21 protein-coding genes and 1 pseudogene are annotated in these 24,611 nt (G+C 60.0%); 5 read left to right on the forward strand and 17 right to left on the reverse strand.

Annotated elements, in window-relative coordinates; translation table 11 throughout:
• Positions 1-14 precede the first annotated feature (14 nt).
• A complete protein-coding gene (locus tag AC1RO0_RS12570) occupies positions 15-791 on the forward strand; it encodes a cyclase family protein (RefSeq protein ID WP_498593202.1) in 777 nt (258 codons plus the stop codon).
• A gap of 254 nt (positions 792-1,045) precedes the next feature.
• On the opposite strand, the gene AC1RO0_RS12575 is transcribed toward AC1RO0_RS12570, so the two are convergent.
• Positions 1,046-1,621 carry a PAS domain-containing protein gene (locus tag AC1RO0_RS12575; RefSeq protein ID WP_498593203.1) on the reverse strand — a complete coding sequence of 192 codons (576 nt, stop codon included), beginning with the start codon at positions 1,619-1,621 and terminating at the stop codon, positions 1,046-1,048.
• An 87-nt stretch (positions 1,622-1,708) separates the two neighbouring features.
• Here AC1RO0_RS12575 and AC1RO0_RS12580 point away from each other — a divergent pair, with 87 nt between their 5' ends.
• A complete protein-coding gene (locus AC1RO0_RS12580) occupies positions 1,709-2,425 on the forward strand; it encodes a CoA transferase subunit A (protein ID WP_498593204.1) in 717 nt (238 codons plus the stop codon).
• On the forward strand, positions 2,425-3,069 hold the full coding sequence (locus tag AC1RO0_RS12585) for a 3-oxoacid CoA-transferase subunit B (RefSeq protein ID WP_498593205.1): 645 nt from the start codon (positions 2,425-2,427) through the stop codon (positions 3,067-3,069). Before AC1RO0_RS12580 ends, AC1RO0_RS12585 begins: the two co-directional genes overlap by 1 nt.
• 51 nt (positions 3,070-3,120) lie before the next feature.
• Here AC1RO0_RS12585 and AC1RO0_RS12590 read toward each other — a convergent pair.
• The 5 genes and pseudogenes from AC1RO0_RS12590 to AC1RO0_RS12610 all read right to left on the reverse strand — a co-directional run bounded on the left by AC1RO0_RS12590 (position 3,121) and on the right by AC1RO0_RS12610 (position 8,145).
• A pseudogene (locus tag AC1RO0_RS12590) lies at positions 3,121-3,837 on the reverse strand (IS6 family transposase).
• Between the two features lie 122 nt (positions 3,838-3,959).
• Entirely contained in the window at positions 3,960-4,736 is a 777-nt protein-coding gene (gene cobF, locus AC1RO0_RS12595; protein WP_498593206.1) for a precorrin-6A synthase (deacetylating), read from the reverse strand.
• Between the two features lie 74 nt (positions 4,737-4,810).
• Positions 4,811-5,575 (reverse strand): class I SAM-dependent methyltransferase, encoded by a 765-nt coding sequence (locus tag AC1RO0_RS12600; RefSeq protein WP_498593207.1) that lies wholly within the window; start codon positions 5,573-5,575, stop codon positions 4,811-4,813.
• Positions 5,576-5,896: 321 nt separating this feature from the next.
• The gene (locus tag AC1RO0_RS12605) at positions 5,897-7,558 is read right to left on the reverse strand and encodes an FAD-binding dehydrogenase (protein WP_498593208.1); all 1,662 of its coding nucleotides are present in this window, start codon (positions 7,556-7,558) and stop codon (positions 5,897-5,899) included.
• 125 nt (positions 7,559-7,683) lie between these two features.
• A complete protein-coding gene (locus AC1RO0_RS12610; RefSeq protein ID WP_498593209.1) occupies positions 7,684-8,145 on the reverse strand; it encodes an Lrp/AsnC family transcriptional regulator in 462 nt (153 codons plus the stop codon).
• A 189-nt stretch (positions 8,146-8,334) separates the two neighbouring features.
• Between AC1RO0_RS12610 and putA the strand changes: the two genes are divergently transcribed.
• Entirely contained in the window at positions 8,335-12,039 is a 3,705-nt protein-coding gene (gene putA, locus AC1RO0_RS12615; protein ID WP_498593210.1) for a trifunctional transcriptional regulator/proline dehydrogenase/L-glutamate gamma-semialdehyde dehydrogenase, read from the forward strand.
• Positions 12,040-12,115: 76 nt separating this feature from the next.
• On the opposite strand, the gene AC1RO0_RS12620 is transcribed toward putA, so the two are convergent.
• From AC1RO0_RS12620 to AC1RO0_RS12655, 8 genes are all read right to left on the reverse strand, one after another.
• Positions 12,116-12,532: a DUF3830 family protein gene (locus AC1RO0_RS12620; protein WP_498593211.1), complete on the reverse strand. Its 417-nt coding sequence runs from the start codon at positions 12,530-12,532 to the stop codon at positions 12,116-12,118.
• On the reverse strand, positions 12,529-13,962 hold the full coding sequence (gene hydA, locus AC1RO0_RS12625) for a dihydropyrimidinase (protein WP_498593212.1): 1,434 nt from the start codon (positions 13,960-13,962) through the stop codon (positions 12,529-12,531). The genes AC1RO0_RS12620 and hydA overlap by 4 nt, the downstream gene beginning before the upstream one ends.
• A gap of 11 nt (positions 13,963-13,973) precedes the next feature.
• Positions 13,974-14,702 carry an amino acid ABC transporter ATP-binding protein gene (locus AC1RO0_RS12630; protein ID WP_498593213.1) on the reverse strand — a complete coding sequence of 243 codons (729 nt, stop codon included), beginning with the start codon at positions 14,700-14,702 and terminating at the stop codon, positions 13,974-13,976.
• Entirely contained in the window at positions 14,699-17,617 is a 2,919-nt protein-coding gene (locus AC1RO0_RS12635) for an FAD-dependent oxidoreductase (protein ID WP_498593214.1), read from the reverse strand. The genes AC1RO0_RS12630 and AC1RO0_RS12635 overlap by 4 nt, the downstream gene beginning before the upstream one ends.
• 10 nt (positions 17,618-17,627) lie before the next feature.
• Positions 17,628-18,518: a 4-hydroxy-tetrahydrodipicolinate synthase gene (dapA, locus tag AC1RO0_RS12640; RefSeq protein ID WP_498593215.1), complete on the reverse strand. Its 891-nt coding sequence runs from the start codon at positions 18,516-18,518 to the stop codon at positions 17,628-17,630.
• Between the two features lie 16 nt (positions 18,519-18,534).
• Positions 18,535-19,230 (reverse strand): amino acid ABC transporter permease, encoded by a 696-nt coding sequence (locus AC1RO0_RS12645; RefSeq protein ID WP_015917887.1) that lies wholly within the window; start codon positions 19,228-19,230, stop codon positions 18,535-18,537.
• A 72-nt stretch (positions 19,231-19,302) separates the two neighbouring features.
• Complete coding sequence (locus tag AC1RO0_RS12650; RefSeq protein ID WP_498593216.1) at positions 19,303-20,139, reverse strand: ABC transporter substrate-binding protein; 837 nt, start codon at positions 20,137-20,139, stop codon at positions 19,303-19,305.
• A gap of 111 nt (positions 20,140-20,250) precedes the next feature.
• Positions 20,251-20,898 carry a GntR family transcriptional regulator gene (locus tag AC1RO0_RS12655; protein WP_498593217.1) on the reverse strand — a complete coding sequence of 216 codons (648 nt, stop codon included), beginning with the start codon at positions 20,896-20,898 and terminating at the stop codon, positions 20,251-20,253.
• 128 nt (positions 20,899-21,026) lie between these two features.
• On the opposite strand from AC1RO0_RS12655, the gene AC1RO0_RS12660 reads away from it, so the two are divergent.
• On the forward strand, positions 21,027-21,686 hold the full coding sequence (locus tag AC1RO0_RS12660) for a GntR family transcriptional regulator (RefSeq protein ID WP_498593378.1): 660 nt from the start codon (positions 21,027-21,029) through the stop codon (positions 21,684-21,686).
• A 21-nt stretch (positions 21,687-21,707) separates the two neighbouring features.
• Here the strand turns inward: AC1RO0_RS12660 and AC1RO0_RS12665 are convergent, their stop codons facing one another.
• From AC1RO0_RS12665 to AC1RO0_RS12675, 3 genes are all read right to left on the reverse strand, one after another.
• Positions 21,708-22,454: an ATP-binding cassette domain-containing protein gene (locus AC1RO0_RS12665; protein ID WP_498593218.1), complete on the reverse strand. Its 747-nt coding sequence runs from the start codon at positions 22,452-22,454 to the stop codon at positions 21,708-21,710.
• The gene (locus AC1RO0_RS12670) at positions 22,447-23,511 is read right to left on the reverse strand and encodes an ABC transporter permease subunit (RefSeq protein WP_498593219.1); all 1,065 of its coding nucleotides are present in this window, start codon (positions 23,509-23,511) and stop codon (positions 22,447-22,449) included. Before AC1RO0_RS12670 ends, AC1RO0_RS12665 begins: the two co-directional genes overlap by 8 nt.
• Positions 23,512-23,618: 107 nt before the next feature.
• Positions 23,619-24,608, reverse strand: coding sequence for an ABC transporter substrate-binding protein (locus tag AC1RO0_RS12675; protein WP_498593220.1), 990 nt, complete (start codon positions 24,606-24,608; stop codon positions 23,619-23,621).
• Between the last annotated feature and the right edge of the window lie 3 nt (positions 24,609-24,611).

Consider the following 24,611-nt stretch of genomic DNA (forward strand, 5'->3'; position numbering starts at 1 on the left):
GGAGGAAATGAAATATGGCGCAATCCATTATCGATCTGTCGGTACCGATAGCCAACGATATCCCGGCGGATCCTCCGATCCAGATCCCGCATATCGAATATATCGACCACAAGCAGAGCCTTTCACAGATCCTGCCGTTCTTCCCGGGCCTTGCCGCCGAAGACCTGCCGGACGGTGAAGGCTGGGCGGTCGAGCGCGTTACCCTTACGACCCATAACGGCACCCATCTCGATGCTCCCTGGCACTATCATTCCACCATGGATCACGGCCTGCCGGCGCTGACGATCGATGAGATCCCGCTGGAATGGTGCTTTCAACCGGGCGTCAAGCTGGACTTCCGTCACTTCGAAGACGGCTATGTCGTCACGGCAAAGGATGTCGAGGCCGAGCTTGAACGGATCGGTCACACGCTGAAGCCGCTGGAAATCGTCGTCGTCAACACGTCCGCCGGCAAACGCTTCGGTCAGGATAACTATGTCGCCAGCGGTTGTGGCATGGGATATGAGGCGACCATGTATCTTCTGGAGCGCGGCGTGAAGGTGACCGGCACCGATGGCTGGAGCTGGGATGCGCCCTTCGTCCATACCGCCCAAAAATATGCGTCAACCGGCGACGCCTCCCTGATCTGGGAAGGCCACAAGGCGGGACGGCACCGGGGCTATTGCCATATCGAGAAACTGCACAATCTCGAAGCGCTTCCCTCGACGGGCTTCAAGATCAGCTGCTTCCCCGTCAAGATCGAGCGCGCCTCCGCCGGTTGGACACGGGCCGTCGCCATTATCGACGGCTGAGGGTAAGGATATGGCTGGAGAGCATGAGAGATTGTGTGGCACACATACTGCCGAGCAGCTTGTCGATGGCATCCTGATCATTAGCAAGTCGCACTTCACTCTAGAACCGATTAGGCGACGCTACCGGATGAACATAACGCCAGATTATGGAACTTTCGACCGCGAAAGTAATGTCGACTCTGGCATCTGAGACGGCGGAATGTTGGTGATTAAAGCGCGATCGCGCGACACATCGGACCTCTCCATCCCATTTTCTAGCTAAACCAGGAAACAAGCTCTGCGCCATTGGAAGCTCCCACCCGCAACATCAACCGTGCACGGTGCGATTCAATCGTTCGCTTCGAGAGCCCTAGCTCCAGCCCGATCTCCTCGTTCGTTTTGCCCTGAGCAACGAGCGCCATGATTTGCCGCTGGCGCGCTGTAAGCTGCAACTGGCCGGCGTCGACGGACCGGTTCATCTTCTGGAAGCAATATAAAGCAAGAGCAAAAGGATCGTTCGGTTGAAGGGTCCGCCCGTTGACCTGGCACCAGAACCGCGCACCGGTCTGATGGTTCATAACGCGCTCGTCATAGTATGACTGTCCGCCATGGAGGTGCTCCTGCCACATCCGACCGGTCCGGGCGAAGTCGGAGATTTTCGGGTAAAGTCGTGCGAAACTCTGATCGACCAGATCCTCTCGTTCATAACCGAAAAGGCCCGCAAAAGCATCGTTACAGTCACGAATGATCCGGTAGGCGGCACAGACCATCGGCACCGGAATATCGCTTAGCGAGAAGCGGAAAGATGGGGCTTCCTTGTCCCGAGCGGTGCGGAGTTCGATGGGAGACATGCAGTATAAATACGGCTAACCTACTCTCGAATTCAAGAGCTAGATTTTTGAACAAACCTGACATGCAGACTGGGAGGAAGCAGATAGATGGATAAGGTTTATAGCGACACAAAACAGGTCCTGGCCGGCCTTCTCAAAGACGGCATGGTCATCATGGCCGGCGGCTTCGGTCTGTGTGGCATTCCAGAGGCGCTGATTGAAGCGGTTCGGCTTTCCGGTGTGAAAGACCTGACTGTCATCTCCAACAATGCAGGTGTCGACGGAATTGGTCTGGGCCGCCTCTTGGAGAGCCGTCAGATCCGCAAAATGATCTCTTCCTATGTCGGCGAGAACAAGACTTTCGAACAACAATATCTCGGCGGCGAGCTCGAGCTCGAGTTCAATCCACAGGGAACTCTGGCAGAGAGAATCCGGGCCGGCGGCGCCGGTATCGCGGCGTTCTACACCAAGACAGGCGTCGGAACCGTTATTTCTGACGGCAAGGAAATTAGAGAATTCAACGGTGAGCACTACGTCATGGAGCAAGGGCTGGTCGCCGACCTGGCGCTCGTTCATGCCTGGAAGGGCGATGCCGAGGGCAATCTCGTTTACCGAAAAACCGCGCGTAACTTCAATCCGGTGATGGCAACGGCAGGCAAGGTTGTCGTCGCCGAGGTTGAATCCCTGGTCGAGAATGGACGGATCGGGGGCGATCTCATCCATACGCCCGGAATTTTCGTCTCCCGGATTGTCGAGGTTCCCGACGTGATAAAGCGGATAGAGCAGCGCACAGTCAGAAAACCCCAAGTGGAGGCTAACCACTAATGGCTTGGAATCGTGAACAAATGGCAGCTCGGGCTGCTCGCGAATTGCAGGATGGCTTCTACGTCAACCTTGGGATCGGCATTCCAACATTGGTGGCAAATTACATCCCGGCTGGCATCGACGTTCGGCTGCAGAGCGAAAACGGCATGTTGGGGATGGGTCCCTTTCCCTTCGAGGGAGAAGAGGATGCGGATCTGATCAATGCCGGAAAGCAAACCATCACGGAACTGCCCGAAAGCAGCTACTTCTCGAGCGCCGATAGCTTCGCGATGATCCGGGGAGGCCATATCAATCTGGCAATTCTCGGTGCCATGCAGGTCGCCGAGAATGGGGATCTTGCGAACTGGATGATCCCGGGAAAGATGGTCAAGGGAATGGGCGGCGCGATGGATCTTGTCGCCGGCGTGCAGCGGGTTGTCGTCGTCATGGAACACGAAGCCAAGGGTACGTCGAAAGTGCTCAAAGAGTGCACGCTGCCGCTGACGGGAAAGCGTGTCACCGATCTTCTGATCACAGATCTGGGGGTCTTCTCCGTCGCCAGACGCGGTGAGCCGCAGATGGTCTTGATCGAATTGGCAACCGGCGTGTCGATCGAGGAAATTCAGGCGAAAACGGAAGCTGATTTTACCGTCGACTTGCAGTGAGCACTGTAAACTTAACGCTCTGAAAACAAGATCTTGGAGTGAGGCCTTGGTTCACGCGGTGTGAAGACGTGCGATTTGACGCCAAGTACCCAAGGCTGCCGCTCGCAGTTCGCGATGGTGGGCAGATGGAATATCGTGGCGGGAAACGTGAAAGAGGTTGGCGATCGGGTCGTGGATGGAAACGAAAAGCTGAAGCTGTCGCGCTGATTTAAAGCGCTTCATGATCCTCTCCCGTCGTCGGATCGGCTGATGAGAGTTTTCCGCCGGATTGTTCAGGCCTTTGTGCGAGCGGTGTTCGACACCGGGCATGATATCGCGTTTTGCTGCGCCATAGGACCGGAGCTTGTCGGTGATCATCACACGCGGCGAACGGCCTTGCCCTTTGAGAGGCTTTCGCACCAAACGTTTTGCAGCCTTGGCATTGCGACGGCTTTGCACCAGCACATCGAGAACAAAGCCGTTCTGATCAACGTCGCGCCAAAGCCAGTGTTTCTTTCCACCGACGGTGATGACAACCTCATCAAGATGCCATTTGTAGCCGAAGCTGCCGGCTGATCGCTTCCGGATATCATTGGCAAAGTGCCTGCCGAACTTCCCAGCTCAGAGCCGCACGGTCTGGTGAGAGACGATGACGCCACGAGCTGCCAGCATATCCTCGACCATCCGCAGGCTGAGCGGAAACCGGAAATAGAGCCAAACGGCCTGGGCGATCACCTCCGCAGGAAATCGGTGGCGACGATAAAGAGGATCACGGATAAATCTGGTCATCCCACCAGATCGCACATTTTGATCGATGTGCGGTTAACGTTACGATGCCCTTCGTCCCTATGAAGGACATGTCCTGACATAATCCGCATCGGCGGGCAGATAATTTGGCGCTCTGCGCCGCCTCATGCCTGATCGTCGAAATCCTGGCCCTTGCGAAGCAGATAGATATCCATGATCCAGCCATGCCTTGCCCGCGCTTCCGCACGGGTCGCCACGATACGATCCGACACATCGGCAAGCCGTCCGGCGATGGTGATCTCATCCTCGGTGCCGAGATAAGCGCCCCAATAGATATGGGCATCGGGATCATCGATCTTGCTGAAGGCCTGCTCGCCGTCGAGCATGACGACGGCGGTTTCGACCATGCCCGGAAAGCTTTCGGAAAGCCGACGGCCGGTGGTGATCTGCACCGGCTTTCCAACGAGGTTGAGCGGAATACGGTGACTCGCCGTCAGCGCCTGGATGCTGGTGATGCCGGGAATGACGCTATAGTCGAGGGCAACCTGCCTGCGCGCGCTGACCCGCTCGATGATGCGGATCGTACTGTCGTAAAGGCTCGGATCGCCCCAGACCAGAAAGGCGGCGCTGCCGCTCTCCGGAATATGACCCTGGAACAGCCGTTCATAGGTTGCCGAAAGTTCCGCGTGCCAGTCATCGACGCTCTGGACATAGCTGCGATCCGCCGTCTGGCGCACGGGCACGGCATAGTCGACGACGCGGATACTCTCCTTCGTGACGTAGCGCTCGCAAATCTCCCTGCGCACCTCGACAAGCTCGGCCTTGGCTTCGCCCTTGCTGGGGATGAAGATGACATCGACCTTGTTCAGCGTATTGATCGCCTGCACGGTCAGGTGCTCGGGATTTCCCGTTCCGATACCGACAATATAGATGTGCCGCATGTCCACGCCCTCGTTCCATGGGCTGTGTGCCGGAAGCGGGGGGCTATTTCAAGTGCGATGATGGAGCCCGAGCCTCACGCAAAAGAAAGAACTTTGTGCTCGCCCACTGTTGCGTAACGCCAGCGCCCGGAATGGATTTCCTTCGGCAAGGTTCGATCCAGAAATCCCCGCAGTTTGGTCAATGTTGCGGGCTGGTCTGAAAACGTCGTCAGGAACAGTTTATTCTGAAAGATCAGAAATGGGGCCAAGCGACGATTTGCAACCTCCATGTATTTGTAAAACCCCTCGGTCACGGTCGGCCAATGCACTCCCAGGAAGTCATCCAGAAGCACAATGCCACCGGAAACGAGGAGTTCCTGAGCGATCTCCATATCGTTGACGACATGCGCAACCGTGTGTCCACCATCCACGGACATCAATCTGACACCCTTTGTGCCGAGCCGTTCGCGCACTGTCGCCGGCGTAAGCGACATGCTGTCTGCCGAAATCGCCGTTACACGAGGTTCAAGCTCCGGGAAGAAATTCTGCAGATGCTGCTCGAAAATCGTGAGTGAGCCCTTGCCGCTATGATCAAGGTTCTTTTGTTGATCCTCGAAAAGATCGACGGCGACGCAGTGCTCGGTATCTCTCGACGCTGCCGCAAGCAGGAAGAACAGCTTACCATGGTGGACGCCGATCTCGAGAATGTCGCCCTCCACCTTGTCAGCCTCGTGAAGCTCGCGAACAAACTTCAGAATATGCGGAATTCTATCGCCGACCCATCCATGAACATCCTTCCAGATTAGTCTGAGTGCTGCATCCAAGACATCAGTCTGGCCATCACTAGCCGTTATCAACATGTATCATCCCCCGCACGGGTTCGTGCAACCCCCCCGATTTGCATAAACCATTCTTGTCGAGCATCATCGTTTCAGAGTGACGATGACGCAGATACCAATATCGACATAGCGTGGCATGAATGCCAGCCGGAAACCGTCCGGCCTATACGCATTCCGAACGTATATTCATCACACTATCTTGAGTAGATTCATCACAATTAATGTATAACCTGCCTTATTCTTCAATATTTCCGATCATCTCGCCTTTATTATCGGCACTCACTCACCGCCTCGTTTGAGGCAATTGTCCGATCGGCGCGGTGATCGCTTGCCGGACGAACCTCAAGCCCCCAGCCGGGCAACGGAGCGTCCCGCGGCGCGGCCGGAAAAGAGGCAGCCGCCCAGGAAAGTCCCTTCCAGCGCGCGGTAGCCGTGCATGCCGCCGCCGCCAAAGCCAGCGGCTTCTCCGACCGCATAAAGGCCGGGAATGATGTCGCCGCGACCATCGAAAACGCGGGCTTCGAGATCGGTTTCCAGACCACCCAGGGTTTTGCGGGTGAGAATGTTGAGGCGAACCGCAATCAGCGGGCCGTGGGCAGGGTCAAGAATCGGATGCGGCTTGGCGGTGCGACCGATCTTGTCGCCCAGATAGTTACGGGAATTGTGAATGCCCATGATCTGGGCATCCTTGGAAAAGCGGTTCGCGATCTGTCCGTCGCGGGCGCGAATCTCGCGATCTATCTTTTCCAGCTGCAGCAGTTCCGTTTTGACGAGGCGGTTCATACCGGCCACGAGCTCCGGCAGGCTATTGGCAACCACAAAGTCCTCGCCGTGCTGCTTGAACGCCTCCACGGGCGCGGGCGCCGTCTTGCCAAGCGCGCGGCGTATCACCAGCTTCCAGCTTTTGCCGGTGAAATCAGGGTTCTGTTCGGATCCGGAAAGCGCGAATTCCTTGCGGATGATGCTCTGGTTCAGGATGAACCAGCTATAGTCATAGCCGGTCGACATGATGTGTTGCAGGCTGGTCAGGGTATCGTAGCCGGGATAGTTGGGTTGGGGTAGCCGGTTGCCCCGGGCGTCGAACCAAATCGACGATGGGCCGGGGAGAATACGGATCCCGTGGTTCGGCCAGATCGGCGCCCAGTTCTTGAGGCCTTCGGTATAGTGCCACATTCGGTCGCGGTTGATGAGACGTCCGCCGGCGTCCTCGGCAATTCCGATCATCCTGCCGTCGACATGCTTTGGAACGCCCGAGACCATCGTCTGCGGCGGCTTGCCCAATCTCTCCGGCCAGTTTTGGCGCACGAGGTCGAGATTGCCGCCGATGCCGCCCGACGCCACAATGACGGCACCACCGGTCAGTTCGAAATCGCCGACTTCCACCCGCGAGGTTTCCATGCCACGGCTTGCGTCGCTGTCCTCCAGAATGGCACCCGAAACGCCGGTGACACTACCATTGGTGACGGTCAGCCTGTCGACGCGATGCCGCCATAAAAAGCGGATCAGGCCCTTCTCCTCAGCCGCTCGGGCACGCCGTTCGAATGGCTCGACAACCCCAGGCCCTGTTCCCCATGTGATATGAAAACGCGGAACGGAATTGCCGTGCGAGGTCGCACTGGCCCCTCCACGCTCTGCCCATCCGACGATCGGAAAGATGCGGTGGCCCATGGCGCGTAGCCAGCTACGCTTCTCACCGGCTGCGAAATCGACATAGGCTTCCGCCCAACGTCTTGGCCAATAATCCTCGTTGCGATCGAAGCCTGCCGTGCCCTGCCAATCCCGCCATGCGAGATCGCGGGAATCCTTGATGCCCAGCCGGCGTTGCTCCGGCGAATCGACGAGAAACAATCCCCCTAGCGACCAGAAAGCCTGTCCGCCGAAATTCTGCTCCGGCTCCTGATCCACGACGATCACCTTGCGACCCGCATCCGCAAGTTCAGTCGCTGCGACAAGACCCGACAGGCCGGCTCCCACAACAATGGCATCGGCAGACAATTTTTCCATCGCATCCTCCCAAAACGCGAATTTCTCTTACTATAGTTGTATCGTAGGAAGAACCGTACGAAGGCAAGATTGATGGCCGATATGTTCGATTAAAAGGTCTCTCTTCACCAATAATCTGCAGCGCTTTAGGACCAGCTTTCCTTGACCGCCTGCATGACGACATTGGTCGATGTGCTCGCCACAAATGGTAGGCTTGAGATCTTTTCGCCGAGCACGATGCGGTATCGGCGGATATCCGACGTCCTGACCTTGAGAAGATAATCGAAGCGGCCAGCGATCATGTGGCACTCTTCTATTTCCTTGATCTTTTTGACGGCATTGTTGAAGCTGAGCAGAGCTTGCTCACGCGTATCCATCAATTTCACCTCGGCAAAGGCGACATGATCGAGGCCGAACTTGGCGGGGTTGAGAATTGCCTTGAAGCCGTCGATGTAACCTGTGTCGATCAGTTTTTTCAAACGCGCCTGGCAGGGTGTCTTGGAAAGGCCGACACGCTCGGAAAGATCCGTGATCGACATGCGGCCGTCTTCCACGAGCGCATCGAGGATCTTCTGATCGAACTGGTCTATTTCACTGGTTTTAGTCATTTCTATAGGCAATCCCATTTGAAATAGCGGATATTGAAGTTCAATATGACTGCAATTTCGTAAATTCAAGGCAGAACGCCCTTTCGGGCTAAGATATAGTCTCTCGAAGCAACCGGAGCGTCCTTCCGGCCAGGCAACAGACGCCTAACAGGCGATCGGCATTTCAGACCATTGCACCTCGAGGTTACCATGACAGCCACCGCCAAACTTGCCGATCAGCCGACACCGCCGCCCGCCCCGCCATTCGCACAATTCGCGCCGCCGATCCGCGAACAAGGTCCTCTCCGGCGGGCAATCACCGATGCCTACCGGCGTCCGGAGACGGAATGCCTGCCACCCCTGCTCGAGGCAGCAACCTTGCCAGCCACCGTCCGGGATGCCGTCAAGGAGACCGCCCGCATACTGATCGAAGCTCTTCGCGCCAAACACAAGGGAACCGGCGTCGAAGGTCTGGTGCATGAATATTCGCTGTCGAGCCAGGAGGGCGTGGCGCTGATGTGCCTCGCCGAAGCCCTGCTTCGCATTCCGGACACCGCCACGCGCGATGCCCTGATCCGCGACAAGATCGCCGACGGTGACTGGAAGTCGCATCTGGGCGGCGGTCGCTCTCTGTTCGTCAACGCCGCCACCTGGGGACTGGTCGTTACCGGCAAGCTCACCTCGACCGTGAACGACAAGGGGCTGTCGGCCGCGCTGACGCGGTTGATCGCGCGCTGCGGCGAGCCGGTCGTTCGGCGTGGCGTCGACATGGCCATGCGGATGATGGGCGAGCAATTCGTCACCGGCGAGACGATCGACGAGGCGCTGCGGCGCGCCCGCACGCTCGAAGCCAAGGGCTTCCGCTATTCCTACGACATGCTGGGTGAGGCCGCGACGACGCAGGCCGACGCCGAACGTTATTATCGCGACTACGAAGCCGCCATCCACGCGATCGGCAAGGCTTCGGCGGGCCGCGGCGTTTACGAAGGCCCCGGCATCTCCATCAAGCTGTCCGCCCTGCATCCGCGCTATGCGCGCTCGCAGACCGAAAGGGTGATGGGCGAACTGCTGCCGAAGGTGAAGGCGCTGGCTCTTCTCTCCAAGAGATACAATATCGGCCTCAACATCGATGCCGAGGAGGCCGACCGGCTTGAGCTGTCGCTCGACCTTCTGGAAGAACTCTGCCTCGACCCCGATCTTGCCGGCTGGAACGGCATGGGCTTTGTCGTCCAGGCCTATGGCAAGCGCTGCCCCTATGTCCTCGACTTCATCATCGATCTCGCCCGCCGCTCGGGGCACCGGCTGATGGTCCGTCTGGTGAAAGGCGCCTATTGGGACGCCGAGATCAAGCGCGCCCAGGTCGACGGCTTGGACGGCTTCCCCGTCTATACCCGCAAGGTCTATACCGACGTTTCCTACATCGCCTGTGCCAAGAAGCTGCTGGCGGCAACCGATCTGATCTTCCCACAATTTGCCACGCATAATGCGCAGACACTGGCGACGATCCATCACATGGCCGGCAGCGATTTTTCCGTCGGTAAGTATGAATTCCAATGCCTGCATGGCATGGGCGAGCCGCTTTATGAGGAAGTCGTCGGCAGCGACAATCTCGATCGTCCCTGCCGGATCTATGCGCCCGTCGGTACACATGAAACACTGCTTGCCTATCTCGTCAGGCGCCTGCTTGAAAACGGCGCCAACTCCTCCTTCGTCAACAAGATCGCCGACCCCGCCGTCCCGGTCGCAGACCTGATTGCCGATCCGGTCGAAGTGGTGCTCTCGATGCAGATCGTCGGCGCGCAACACGACAAGATCGCCCTTCCCGCCGATCTGTTCCATGACGTCCGCAGGAATTCGGCCGGTATCGATCTGTCAAACGAAACATCGCTCGCGGGCCTTGCCAAGCGCCTGGTCGCATCGGCGGCGACGGAATGGGTCGCCAAGCCCCTGCTCGCGGATGGGTCCGCACGAGGAAAAACCCGGCCGGTCCTCAATCCCGCCGATCATTCCGATCTTGTCGGTCATGTCACCGAATTGGCCACCGATGATGCGGCCATCGTGATGCGTCTTGCAGCTGAAGCGGCTGCGGAATGGGCCGCCGTCAGCCCAGCGGACAGGGCGACTCGGCTGGAACGGGCGGCGGACCTGATGCAGGTGGAGATGGAAACGCTGATCGGCCTGGTGATGCGGGAAGCCGGAAAATCCGCGGCCAACGCCATCGGCGAAGTCAGGGAAGCCATCGACTTCCTGCGCTACTACGCCGAACAGGCGCGCAAGGTGCTGAAACCCGATAGCGTTCCGCTCGGCCCGATCGTCTGCATCAGCCCGTGGAATTTTCCGCTGGCGATTTTCACCGGTCAGATCGCGGCCGCGCTTGTCGCCGGCAATCCGGTCGTCGCCAAGCCGGCCGGCGTCACGCCGCTGATCGCCGCGCAAGGCGTTCGCATCCTTCATGAAGCGGGAATTCCGCGGGGCGCGCTCCAGTTCGTGCCCGGTAGCGGCCGAACGGGTGCTGCCCTCGTGGGCGCCCCGGAAACATCAGGCGTAATGTTCACCGGGTCGACGGAAGTGGCCCGGCTCATCCAGGCGCAACTCGCCGAGAGGCTGTCGAAATTCAACAAGCAGATCCCGCTGATTGCCGAGACCGGCGGCCAGAACGGCATGATCGTCGATTCCTCGGCGCTCGCCGAACAGGTCGTCGGCGACGTCATCGCCTCGGCTTTCGACAGCGCCGGACAGCGCTGCTCGGCCCTCCGCGTTCTCTGCTTGCAGGAGGAGATCGCCGACCGGACATTGACCATGCTGCGTGGTGCGCTCGGTGAATTGTCGATTGGCCGCACCGATCGGCTGGCTATCGATATCGGTCCCGTCATCGATGACAACGCCAAGCAGAGCATCGACGGGCATATCGAAAGCATGCGCGAACTTGGCTGCAAGGTACAGCAACTCGACCTTCCACCCGCCGCCGCAAAGGGGACATTCGTCGCCCCGACGATCATCGAGCTGAAGAACCTGGCAGATCTCAAGAAGGAAGTGTTCGGGCCGGTGCTGCACATCATCCGCTACCAACGCAAGAAGCTCGACAAGCTGATAGATGCGGTGAACGCCTCGGGCTACGGTCTGACCTTCGGGCTGCACACACGGCTTGACGGGACCATCGCGCATGTCACTGGGCGCGTGAAGGCAGGCAACCTCTACGTCAATCGCAACATCATCGGCGCGGTGGTGGGTGTCCAGCCATTTGGCGGGCGCGGCCTTTCCGGCACCGGGCCGAAGGCCGGCGGCCCCCTCTATCTTCGCCGGCTGGTCGCCTCCCCGACCGAGCCGCTTCGGGATGCGAGCGTCAAGATGGATCAGGCCGCAAGCGACTTCCTCACCTGGCTCGACGGCAAGGGAGCACCCCAAACGGCCGAGCGGGCGCGAGCCATTGCCAGCGGGTCATCGCTGGGCCTCAACATCGAACTACCCGGCCCCGTCGGCGAGCTGAACCTTTACCAACTGCATCCTCGTGGGAAGATATTGCTCGTGCCGCAGACGGCGCTGGGCCTCTGCGTTCAGCTTGCGGCAGCCCTTGCCACCGGCAATTCCATCGTGGTGGACGCCGCCTCCGCGCTTCAGGACGAGCTTCGCGGCCTGCCGGAGAGGGTCGCAAGCCGTATCGCTTGGTCGAACGATTGGGCAGCGGATGGCCCCTTTGCGGGCGCGCTGATCGAAGGTGACGCGGACAGGATAAAAGCAGCGGTGCAGGCGATTGCAGCTCTTCCGGGACCGTTGGTTCTTGTCCAGGGCGCATCGAGCGACGAAATCGCGAAAGGGCCTGATGCCTATTGCCTCAACTGGCTGCTGGAGGAGGTGACGACCTCCATCAACACAGCCGCAGCGGGCGGGAATGCGAGCCTGATGTCGATCGGATAGTGCGCGTTTACGCGCCGATCAAGCAAGCGATCACGGACCATCTCGATGTCCGTGATCGCGGTTCACTAGCGGAGCCTCAGCCCTCGACCGTCTCGAAACGGATCTTCTGCGCACCTTCCCACAGGGTAAGACGGCCAAGTTCGGGCAGCTTGTCGAGGTTGGACGTTACCGTGATGAAGTGATTGCCGGCAAGCTGGCCCATCTTCGAGGAGAAATCGACGCCGCCATAGGCAAGCAAGATTTCGGTTTCGCTGATGCCGCCCGGATAGAGGAGGATATGCCCCGGTGCCGGATGGCTGGTATGGTTTTCATATCCGACGCCGAAATCGAGGTCTCCTAGCGGAATCCAGACGCCCTCGCCCGACCAGCGGACATGCACGATCTGGCCCTCGAACGGCATCTGCTTCAGGAAAGCCTCCGAGGTCTTCGGAGCTTTCGCAGTTTCAAGTACGGCATCGAATTCGAAGGGGCCGGCGGTAATTTTTAATTTCATCGGATGTCTTTCCTTGCGTTGGTAATGTCGTTTATCGGTCCCGTCTGTGCGGAACGATATTTGCCGTGTCCCTTCGAACCGACCAGCACGCCGTCATCGACCATGATCTTGCCTGCGACGATTGTGGTCACCGGCCAGCCGTTGATCTCCATCCCCTCATAGGGTGAGTAATCGGCACCGTCATGCAGGTCCGCATGGCGGATTGTGCGGGTAATGGCTGGATCCCATATGGCAATATCGGCATCGGCGCCGATCGCGATCGTGCCCTTCTGCGGATAGAGACCATAAGTCTTGGCATGGTTCGTCGAGGTCAGCGCCACGAAGCGCGGAAGATCGATCCGGCCGGTCATCACGCCCTGTGAGAACAGGATCGGAAGACGGGTTTCGACGCCCGGGATGCCGTTCGGAATATGCCGGAAATTGGTGCTGCCTTTCGGGTTCAGCTTGCCGCGCTCATCCTCGTAGCGAAACGGGCAATGATCTGAGGAAAAGAGTTCAAACACACCCGTCTCGATCCCGCGCCAGCAATCGGCCTGCGCTGCCTCGTCGCGCGGCGGCGGCGAGCAGACGAATTTGGCGCCTTCCCAGTCCATTCCGTCAAGATCCTTGGCGGTCAGCGTCAGATATTGCGGACAGGTTTCGCCAATGACCTTGATGCCGCGCGCCCGCGCCCTCATGATCTCCTCCATCGCTTCGCCATTCGAAACGTGAACGATGACGATCGGGATATCGACGATCTCGGCAAGCGACAGGGCGCGGTGCGTCGCCTCACGTTCGACGGCGATCGGCCGGGTCGAGGCGTGAGCGCGCGGGGCGACATCGCCCGCCAGCTCGTGCTTGTCGATCAGGAAGCGGATCGCATCCTCGTTTTCGCAATGGACCATGACGGTGGCGCCGGTGCGCCGCGCCACGTCGAGCGTTCTCAGGATCTCCCCGTCGCTCAACCGCAGGCCCTCATAGGTCATGAAGACCTTCAGCGAGGTGTAGCCATCCGCGACCAGTGCCGGGATCTCCTGGCCGAGAACCGCTTCCGTCGGATCCGAGACGATCAGGTGGAAGCTGATATCCGTATAGCATTCGCCGTCCGCGAGCTTGTGATAGGCCGTCAGGGCTTCACGCAACGACATGTCCTTCTGCTGCAGGCAGAACGGCATGAGGGTCGTGTTTCCGCCGAAGACCGCCGACAGCGTGCCGCTGGCAAAATCATCGGCCATGACGATACCGTCGCCAGATGGCTGCGAGATATGCACATGGCTGTCGATACCACCCGGCAGCACGTACTTGCCCGACGCGTCGACGATGCGCTCAGCGCCTGAAAGGTTTTCACCGATCTGGACGATCTTGCCGTCGCGGATGCCAATATCGGCCTTGAACACGTCGGACGCGGTCGCAACCGTGCCGTTCTGAATGATGAGATTGAAATCGGACATGGATCGCTTCCTCAGTGTTGCAGTATCTTGCCGAGGAACGCTTCCGTCCTCGGATTATGCTTGCCGGCGAAGAATTCCTCGCTGGGGCGGTCCTCGACGATCTCGCCCTGATCGATGAAGATCACGCGGGTGGCGACGCGGCGGGCAAAGCCCATCTCATGGGTGACGACCATCATCGTCATGCCGTCCTTCGCAAGACCGGTCATGACGTCAAGCACTTCGGAAATCATCTCCGGATCGAGCGCCGAGGTCGGCTCGTCGAAGAGCATCGCCAAGGGGTCCATGGCGAGTGCCCGGGCAATCGCCACACGCTGCTGCTGGCCACCGGAAAGCTGGCTCGGATACTTGTTGGCATGATCGGCAAGCTCGACGCGATCGAGAAGCTGCATGGCCTTAGCTTTTGCGGCCGTCTCGCTGCGCCCGAGCACGATTTTCTGCGCCAGCATCAGATTGTCGATGATGGTCAGATGCGCGAAAAGCTCGAAATTCTGGAAGACCATGCCGATGCGGGTGCGCAGATTCGGCAGATCCGTCTTCGGATCGCCCACCTCGATGCCGTGGACGCGGATGGAGCCCTTCTGGAAAGGCTCCAGTCCGTTCACGCATTTGATCAGCGTCGATTTTCCGGAGCCCGACGGGCCGCAGACCACGACGACCTCGCCGCGATCGACATTGACGGAGCAATTCTTCAGGACTTCGTAATTGCCGTAGAATTTGGAGACGCCACTGATTTCGATCATGAGCGGCCTTTCGCGAAACGAGTGATGGAAAAAGGTTGCAGTGCTCTGCCGGTCTCTCGGCCAAGGACGAGTTGGGCGGTCAACTGGCCGACGATCGGGCCGAGCGTATAGCCGTTGGATGTCACGGCGCTGAAATAGCCGGGCTGCGACGGATGCTCGCCGAGGATCGGCGCGCCGTCGATATTGATGTTCATCGCCGCCCAGCTGCGGATGATATGCAGCTTGCGCAGCGCCGGGACCACATGCTGGGCAACCCAGAGATTGCCTTCGAGGCTCGACAGCAGCGGCCTTGGATGCTGATGCACCGGGTCGAGGCCGGCCGTCCAGCCGCCGCCGATGATGAAATTGCCGTTGGCCGCTTGCTTCAAGGTCAGATGACGGTCGGCATGAGCGACGAGGCAGGAGATCAGGGGCGCGGCAGCTTCCGTCACCACCATCTGCAACGGCGCGCCGAAGACCGGAATATCCAGGCCGAGCATCGATCCGATACGCGACGAGAAGGCGCCGGCCGCATTGACGATACGTTTTGCGCGGATCGTGCCGCGCGACGTGGTGACGTCGAAGCCGGATGGAACGGCTTGAATGCGAAGGACTTCGCATGTCTCGAAGATGTGGGCGCCCTTCGCTCGCGCCGCTTCAAGAATGTGCTGGGTTGCGACCAACGGATTGATCTTGCCTTCCTGCGAACAATAGGCGGCACCGACAAAATCTGGCGACAGGGCCGGTTCCAGTGCTCGCAATTCCGCCTGGCCGATCAGCCTGCAATCAATGGCGGCCCGCTGCTCGACGCCGACTTTCTCGGCTAGGAAGCGCATATGCGCCTCGGTCTCGGCAACCATCAGACCGCCCGTCACCTTCATTTCGAAATCGCAGCCAAGTTCATCCTGCAGGGCTGCCCAAAGGGCGATGGAATCGCGCTGCAGAGGCAGCGTCTGCGCCGCCGCGCTGCCACCGCCTTCGGCGCGGGCGCCATGATCGAAGGAGAGGAGCTGCGCATGCAGACTACCCGCATTGCCGCCCGAGGCCAGCGAGTTCGGAAAGGCGCGCTCCAACACGGTGACCTCTTCGCCTTCACGGGCGAGAAAGAGGGCCGTCGATAGCCCGGCAATCCCTGCCCCGATGACCAGCGTCGAGGTCTGCGACAGCGGCAGCGGTTCGCGGCTTTCGAGCGGCGGTTTTTCGGGCAATAGCGCCCGCCTATGGCCACCCCACTCGGGCTTTTCGACCGCAAGCGCTGCCAGCGGCACCGGCCGCAATGGCATTTGCGGCGCCAGAAAGCCGCGTGTCTCTCCGGACGTGCGAGTTTCTCCCGCGACGGCCGCGATCGCGTGGCCGCAATAACGGCTCTGGCAGCGCCCCATCCCGGCACGCGACAACCGCTTCAGCGTCGCAATATCCTTGGCGCTGTTCTCGCCAAGCGCCCTCAGCGTGCCGTAGGTGACACCTTCGCAGCGACAGATGACGGCATCGTCAGGTGGCAGTTTGTCGTCTATCGGGCGAGCTGGTTTGAAGACCGTCCAAAGCATCGCCTGAAAGGCCCGATGCCGCGCCAGCCTGCGTTCGGCGCCTGCGTCGGGCGTGACGTCGAAGCCCAATTTGCGCGCCACGGCAATCCCGGCAAGCCGGCCTTGCGCCATGGCAATATGCGCGCCACCAAAGCGGGCGGCTTCTCCGACCACATGGATATGGGCAAGCGTGGTCTCGCCATCATCCCTAGTGATGGCAACGAGATCGCCATCGATGACCTCATGGCCGCAACCGAGCAATCTGGAAAGTTCGTTCGAGGACGCAAAGCTGCCACCGATCAGAACGGTATCGGCCTCAAGTCTCGCTTCGCCGTCCGGTCCGTTGACCGTGACGGCCTCGACGCCGGCTTGCCCATCCATCAATGCAATCCGGCTTTCCCACAGAATCGGAATACCGGCCGTCCGCAAAGCGGCGACCTGCCGCAACCCGCCGATCGCAAGCGCTTTGTCCGCCGCCAGAAGCTTGAGCGCCGCCAGCGGTTGTTTCCACGGCGCGGGAGCGGTTTCCACCAGCGCGACGACGGAGCCGCCGGCCTTCCGGATCTCATTGGCGACTTGGATATTAAGGGGACCGTTGCCGGCAACGACAATCCGTCCGCCGGGCACCGTGCCGTAGCTTCTCAGCAACGTCTGCGCCGCACCAGCGGTCATGACGCCAGGGCGTGTCCAGCCGGGAATGGCCGGCGGCCGCTCATAGGCCCCCGTCGCGATCACGATCATTCTGGGCTTACAGTAAAAGGCGCCTTGCGGACCGTAGCAGGCAATCTTTGCGCCGGTCTCGCCATTCTCCGCGCCCCAGACGAGCGTTCCACCAATCATCGACACCCCGGCGGCTTGGGCTTGCCGGATCAGGTCGGCACCCGATCGGGCCTGCTCATCGTCGCCAAGACGCAATGCCGCCTTCGACGTCGAGGGCTGCTTGAAATATTGTCCGCCAGCGATAGCGCGCTCGTCGACCAATGTCACGCTCGCTCCGGCGTTCGCGACCACCTCGGCGGCAGCCAGGCCAGCTGGCCCGGCGCCGATCACCAGCACGTCCATCTCGAGACAGAGGATCTCCGCCGGCACCTCGCAGAGGTCGGCATGGTCCGCCGTGGGCGCCGGCTTTGAAGCCGGCCGGCGCACCTGCATTCCTTCCGTGATCGATGTCATGCAGGCACGCTGGCTGACCCTGCCATCGACCGTGACGAGGCAATCGTGACATGCGCCCATGCCGCAAAAGAGGCCACGCGCCTCGCCCTTGAGGCCTCGCGAGAAATCATGCCGCCCACCAGCCTCGATCGCCGCGGCGATCGTCATGCCACGTTCGGCATGGAAAGCCACGCCGTCGAGGAAGAACTCGACGGGTGGTTCCGATCCGGAATGCGGGTTGGCATGCGAGGCGGACATTACTCGATCCTCAGGTGCTGAACGTCAGACCAAAGTCCGAAACCAGCTTTTTCATGGCGGCATCCTGTTCGGGCGGCAGCGGCAGGCGCGGCGGCCGTGGCGTGCCGGCAGCAAAGCCCATATGCGTCAGCAGCGCCTTCGAACCGGCGACATAGGCCTGCCCGCCGACCGCCTGGATGATCGGCAGCCACTTCAGGTAAAGCGCGCGCGCCTCATCTGTCTTCTTTTCATCTGCAGCAAGCTCGAAAATACGCACCATCGGTCCTGGCGCCACGTTCGAAGCGACGGCGACCCAGCCTTCCGCTCCCATTACGAAGGATTCAAAGCCAAGAATGCCGCCAAAGACAGTCATATTCTCGCCCGCCAGACGGATGATGTCACGCACCCGCGTCACTTCGAGGGTGGATTCCTTGATATAGTCGCAGCCCTTGATCTCTGCGATACGCTTCACCAGCTCCGGCTTTAGGTCGACATTAGCCGTTGCCGGGTTGTTGTAGACCATGATCGGAATGGAAATCGCCGATGCGACGGTGCGGTAGTGATGGACCAGCTCGTCATCCGTCGGCGTGGAATAGAAGGGCGGAATGATCATGACGCCGTCGGCGCCCATGGCTTCCGCCTTTTGGCTGAGACGAACACATTCGCGCGTATCTTCCGCGCCGGTGCCGATCAACACCGGAACACGGCCAGCGACGGTTTCGATGACCGTGCGTGCCACGCCATCGCGTTCCTCTTCGCTCAGCGACAGGAACTCGCCGGTCGACCCGAGCGGGATGAGGCCATGAATGCCCTCGCGGACCTGCCAGTCGGTAAAGGCGGCCAGCGCCTTCAGATCCACGGCGCCGTTCGCATCCAACGGCGTGATCATCACGGTATAGACACCGCGAAACTTCCTAGTCATGTCTGATATCCTGGTTCTAGCGCTTTTCGGTGACGGAAAGCCGTGAGTTGGTGGCTTGACCGAAGCGCTTCTCGATATGGTTCTGGACGAAATCCCAGAGCGTGGTCAGAAGAAGATAGTAGATGGCCGCCACCGCGAAGAGCTCCAGCACCATGAAGTGTTCCTGGATGAGCACCTGGGTGCGCCTCAGAAGTTCCTCCATGGAGATGACCGAGGTCACGGAGGTCGTCTTCAACAGGCCGTTGACGGAGTTTCCGAGCGGCGGGATGATCACCTTGAAGGCTTGCGGCATGACGATATGGCGCATGATCTGCCGTTCCGTCATCCCTAGTGCCCGGGCGGCGCGGGCCTGCCCTTCCGGGACAGCCTCGATGCCGGCACGGATGATTTCCGCGAGATAGGCGGCTTCGTTGAGCGCGAGCCCGATCAGGGCCGCCTCGATCACGGTGAAGCGAATGCCGAACTGCGGCAGCGCCGTATAGAGAGCGATAAGCTGGACGAGCAACGGCGTGCCGCGAAACAGCCAGATGTAGATCTTGGCGAGTGTCTTGGCCAACCGGAATGGTGATCGCCGCATCAGGGCAAGGACAAATCCGAGGATAAGACCCGCCGTCAGCGACACGACGGTCAGCCAGATGGTCGTGAAGACCCCACCGAGGATGAAGGGATTAAACAGGTATCCGAAGAAACCCGACCAGCTCCAAAGCGTCATGAACGTAACTTTCTGCTCAAGGCGAGCGCGGAAGATCCGCGCATCGCCATTCCGATGAACCGATCAGGCCGATCAGCGGCCGGGACCCTTCACGGAATAATCACCGGACACCATAGGCAATCCGTACTTGTCGAACAGCGCCTTCAGCGATCCGTCGGCCTTCATTTCCTTGAGCGTCGCCGATACGGCATCGGCAAGCGCCGGGCTCTTGAAAGCAACAGCGACCGGTGCGGGATAGAGGCCGCTCAGAGCACGCTTGAAGTCGCCGCGCGCATCATAGTCCTTGGCGACGGCATCGATCGACACCACGCCATCGACCTGGCCGGCACGCAGGGCCTGATAGGCGAGCGCGAAATTGTCAAAGGTCTGGATCGTCAGGCCCTTCTTGCCGGCATCGCGCAATTCCTTGTCGAGGAGGCGCGTCTTGGTTTCTTCGAAGCCACCGATTTCTACGCCGATCGTCATGCCATCCAGATCGTCCTTGCTGGCGACCTTCTTGGTCGAATTCGGCGCGATCGAAACGCTGATCGCCTGATCCTCGTAGGGGATCATCTGCATGATCTTGGCACGCTCCTCGGTGAAGAAGATGCCGGTGTTGATCATGTCCCAACGGCCAGCCTGCAGGCCGGGCACCATGGCGGAGAACTCGATGCGGACATATTCCGGCTCGAGGCAGAGACGCTTGGCGATCTCGGTGCCGAGCTCGACGCGCATCCCCTTCAGGTCACCGCTGGAGTCGATGAACTGCAAGGGCGGCAATGTCGGATTGGTTGACATGGTGAGCTTGCCGGGCGTGATCAGCTCGCCGGCCGCAACCTTCGGCGTGCAGGATTGCGCAAGGGCAAACGATGTTGTCAGGGCTAGAAATGAAGCGGCGAGAACGCCGCGGGACAATTGAATTCGGAGCATGATGACCTCTGGAGCTGGTTTTCTTATTGGCGTCCCAAAGTTTGCATTCATCTGGGATCCCACTTTTATACAAAATTTTACCACTGATGCAAGAGCTGCTGCTGAGACCCCTCAGTAATTTGTAAGAACGCCCTGTCGAACGGCTTCAAGATGGCGGGCCATGGCCTGCCGCGCCGCATCGGAATCATGCGCCGAAAGGGCGACCAGGATAGCCCGATGCTCGGCAACGCCGGGCTTTGCTCGGACCACCGCCATCTGCCTTTCGAAAATCGTGGTATAGCGCCGCATCTCACCAATCGTGGCTGCCATGAAGGGATTGCCGCTGGCGGCGGCGATCGATCCATGCAGCGCATCGTCAAACTGCCAGACGAGTTCCGGATCCGGATCCGGCTCGGCCTCGATCGCATCGAGCATTGACGATAGCGACGCCAACTCCTCCTCGGCTATATGCGGAGCCGCCAGGGCAATAGCGCTCGGCTCGAGCAGCATCCGCATCGCCAGGCTGTCGAGATAATCCTTCAGCGTTATGACCCGGACGCAAAGCACGCCCTTGTCGTTGCGGACCAGCAGGCCCTCCCCTTCGAGGCGGCCGAGTGCGTGGCGCATCGGAGAGCGCGACACGGCATGCTTGCTTGCAAGCCGCCTTTGCTGCACCACCGACCCACCCACCAGCCGGGCGGAGAGAATGTCGGCTAAAAGCAGACGATAGGTTTCGTCGGCAAGGCTTGCCTCTCCCTCGTCGTTCAGGCGATCGTCCATGAGTTCCCTTTTTGCTTCTTTGCGAGATCGGCTATCATATGTAACAGCTGCCTATACGAAGAAAGTGCGTTGTCGTGCGAAATGCGGGCAGCACGGGAAATGAGGTAAGGGTGACAGATACTTCAATCATGCCGGCGACGCCGTCGTCCACGGGCGGACAGCACAATCTTGCCTCGCTGACCTACAAAGCCGTTTCCGACATGATCCGCCATCGCCGATTGAAGGGCGGACAGGTCATCGTTGAGGCCAGGCTCGCTGAAACCCTCGGCATTTCCCGCACCCCATTGCGGGAAGCGCTACAGCGGCTGGAAGGCGAAGGGCTGGTGCGCAAGGGTGATGGCCGCAACTACGTCGTGCGTCAGGTGGATATCGGTGAATATCTGCAAAGCCTGCGGCTGCGATTGCTGATCGAGCCCGAGGCGGCAGTGCTGGCGATCCCCAACATTCCGCGCCGGCAACTGATCGCCGTACGGCGCGAGATCCATGAACTTCTCGATGCGACCGCCTATCATACCGACGCGCACTGGGTCTCCGACGACAATCTGCATAACCTGATCATCGATCACTGCGGAAATACCGTCATGGCGAAGGTGCTACGGGAGCTGCGCGCCACCACGCGCCTGTTCGAGATCGACCGCCTGAAGGATCGCCTGAAGCCCGATTCCACCGAGCACCTCGTCATCATCGAGGCCGTGGAACGTGGCGACGCGGAACAGACCCGCGACGCCGTCGCTCTCCATATAGAAAGCTTGATCGCCTTCACCCGCCAGCATCTGGGCGTCGCCTGACGATGGACATGATCGGCGAGCCTAGCCGCCGATCATCAGCTTGACGACTTCCTCATGCGTGGTCTCACTGATCTTACGCTCTCCCGCGACGATGCCGCGGCGAAGGACGACGATCCGGTCGGAGACGGCGAAGATGTCCTGCAGATTATGCGAGATGAAGACCACGCCGCGTCCCTGCGCTTTCAGCGACTTGATCAGCGCCACGACCTTGCGCTGTTCCGGCACGCCAAGGGCTGCTGTCGGCTCGTCCATGATCAGGATGCGGGCGTTCCAATAGACCGCACGCCCGATCGCCACCGCCTGACGCTGGCCGCCGGAGAAGTTGCTGACCGGCGCGTCGAGCCGTTTCACATGGAAATCGAGCTGCGCCATCGTTGTGCGCGCGGCCTCCGCCATCGCCTTTCGGTCGATGACCGGCAAGAAGCCGAAGAGCTTCTTCATCGGCTCGCGGCCAAGGAAGATATTGGCGCCGATCGTCAGATTGTCGGCAAGCGCCAGATCCTGATAGATCGTCTCGATCCCCTTTTCCCGCGCATCCTGTGGCGAGGAGAAGGTAACGGGCTTTCCTTCGATGAGGATTTCGCCTGATGTCGGCGGATAGACGCCCGAGATCGCCTTGATCATCGTCGTCTTGCCGGCGCCATTGTCTCCCGCCAGCGCGACGACTTCGCCGGGGTGGACGACCAGGGAGCAATTATCCAGAGCGTGGACGGCACCGAAATAACGCGACAGGTTGCGGACTTCGAGAAGGGGCGTTGCGCTATTCATCCTGTTTTGCTCCGCTGAACCGGCGCTGCGCCTGATCGATAAGCACCGAAATGATGATGACGATGCCGACGGCAATGAACTGCCAGAACGGCTCGACATTCATGAAAACCAGACCGTACTGGATGACGGCAATGACGAGCGCCCCGGCGACCGTGCCGATGATCGTTCCCGAGCCGCCAAACAGGCTGGCGCCGCCGATGACGACCGCGGCCACGCTGTCGAGCAGCAGCGGCTCACCGGCCTGGGCAGCACCAGCCGTGAAACGGGCAGCATAAAGCGCGCCGCCGAGACCGGCGCAGACCGCCGAGAGCATATAGAGCCGCAGCAGATGAGACTTGATATCGATGCCGGCGCGCCGCGCCGCCTGCGCATTGGCGCCGATCGCATAATTGTGCTGACCGAAGCGTGTCTGGCTCAGCAGGTAGTGCATGATCAGCACGAAGATAAAGGCGACAATGACGAGATAGGGCACACCATAGAAGCGGCCATTGCCGAGTTCGGCAAAATACGAGTTCTTGACCGGAACGGTGGTGCCGCCGGCCAGAAGAAAGGCCGTGCCACGGGCGACACCGAACATGCCGAGCGTGCCGATGAAAGGTGGAACCTTGAGGCGGGAAATCAAGAGGCCATTGATGAAGCCGGGCACGGTGGCGGCGAGCATCGCGACGAGAATACCGAGCACCATCGCCATCGGCAGCGGCATATAGAGACCGGCGATATTGGTGATATGGGCAGCAACGACCGCCGCAAGACCCATGATGAAGCCGGTTGAAAGGTCGATGCCGCCGGATATGATGACGAAGGTCTGGCCGATCGCCAGCAATAGCGGTGCCACGGCAAAAACCGCGACCGATTGCCAGTTGAAGGACGAGCCGATAAAGGTGCCGCCGAAATCAATGCGTGCCCAGATCTCGAACGTCACGATCAGCGCGGCAAGGAAGAGCCATGCGCGCAACTGCGCGATATAGTTGACGATGGTTTTTGCCTGATCGCCGTGGTCCGCCTGTGGCGCCACATGCTGGTCCGCCTTGCGGGCCTGGGTATCTTCGGTAGTCATGGATGAATCCAAACTCGAGCGAGGACGTACAGATGTCGTCACGCCATTTCCTCCATTATGATCAGAGACGTGCCCCGTCCCTTGGACGAGGCACAGACTTCATCCGATTAGTCGGAGTAGATGAACTTCGCGACGTCCTTGTCGGCGACGTTCGATTTGTCGATGACCGTGAAGCCGGTGCCGATGGCAGTCGGGATCGAGTTGCCGGTCAGGTGGGCATAGGCCGCCATCACGCCGAAATAGCCGATTTCGGCCGGATGCTGGGCAATCGCCAGATCAACGAGGCCGGAATTGATGTTGTCGACAATCGTGGTCGGCGCATCGAAGGCGACGACGCGGATTTTGCCCGTCTGGCCCGCCTGCTGCACGCCGTTCGCGGCACCGAGGGCGGAAAACAGGTTGGCGCCGAAAACGCCGTCGAGGTCCGAATTGCGGGCAAAGACGGCCTGCAGCTGCGACGCCGCCTTGTTGGCATCGTCGTCATTATACTGCGTGTCGAGAACGGTGATGTTCGGAAATTTCTTCATCTCTTCCTTGAAACCCTGCTCGCGCTGGTCGGTGGTCGAGATGCCGGGCTTGACGTTCGAAACGTAGACCTTGCCCTTTTCGCCGACGGCCTTGGCCAGCGCGCGAGCGGCAATTGCGCCGCCGAGCAGGTTATCCGAGGCGATGTAGGAAAGTGGAAAATCCGCATCGCCGCTTCCCGTCTGGTAAACGCCACTTCCGATAAAGGTATCGACAGTGATGACCGGGATACCCGCATCCGCAGCCTTCTTCAGTGGCTGGACCAATTGATCCTTGTCGGTCGGCGCGATCAGGATCGCGTCAGGCTTCTTGGCGATGATCGCGTCGAGAACCGGAACCTGCGTGACCGGATTGAAGTCCGGCGCACCCTGGAACACCAGCGTCGCACCCACCGCCTTGGCGGCAGCTTCGGCGCCCTTGCGCATGGTGATGTAGAAGGCATCCGTCGTCAGGCCCGGAATGAGGGCGATGGTAAACTTCTTGTCCTGCGCCTTGGCGCCTCCGGCAACAGCCGCCACGCCGGTGGTAAGCGTCGCCACGGCACTAGCCTTTAGAAATGAACGTCGTTCCATAAT

Source organism: Rhizobium sp. GW821-FHT14E12, from assembly GCF_058803745.1.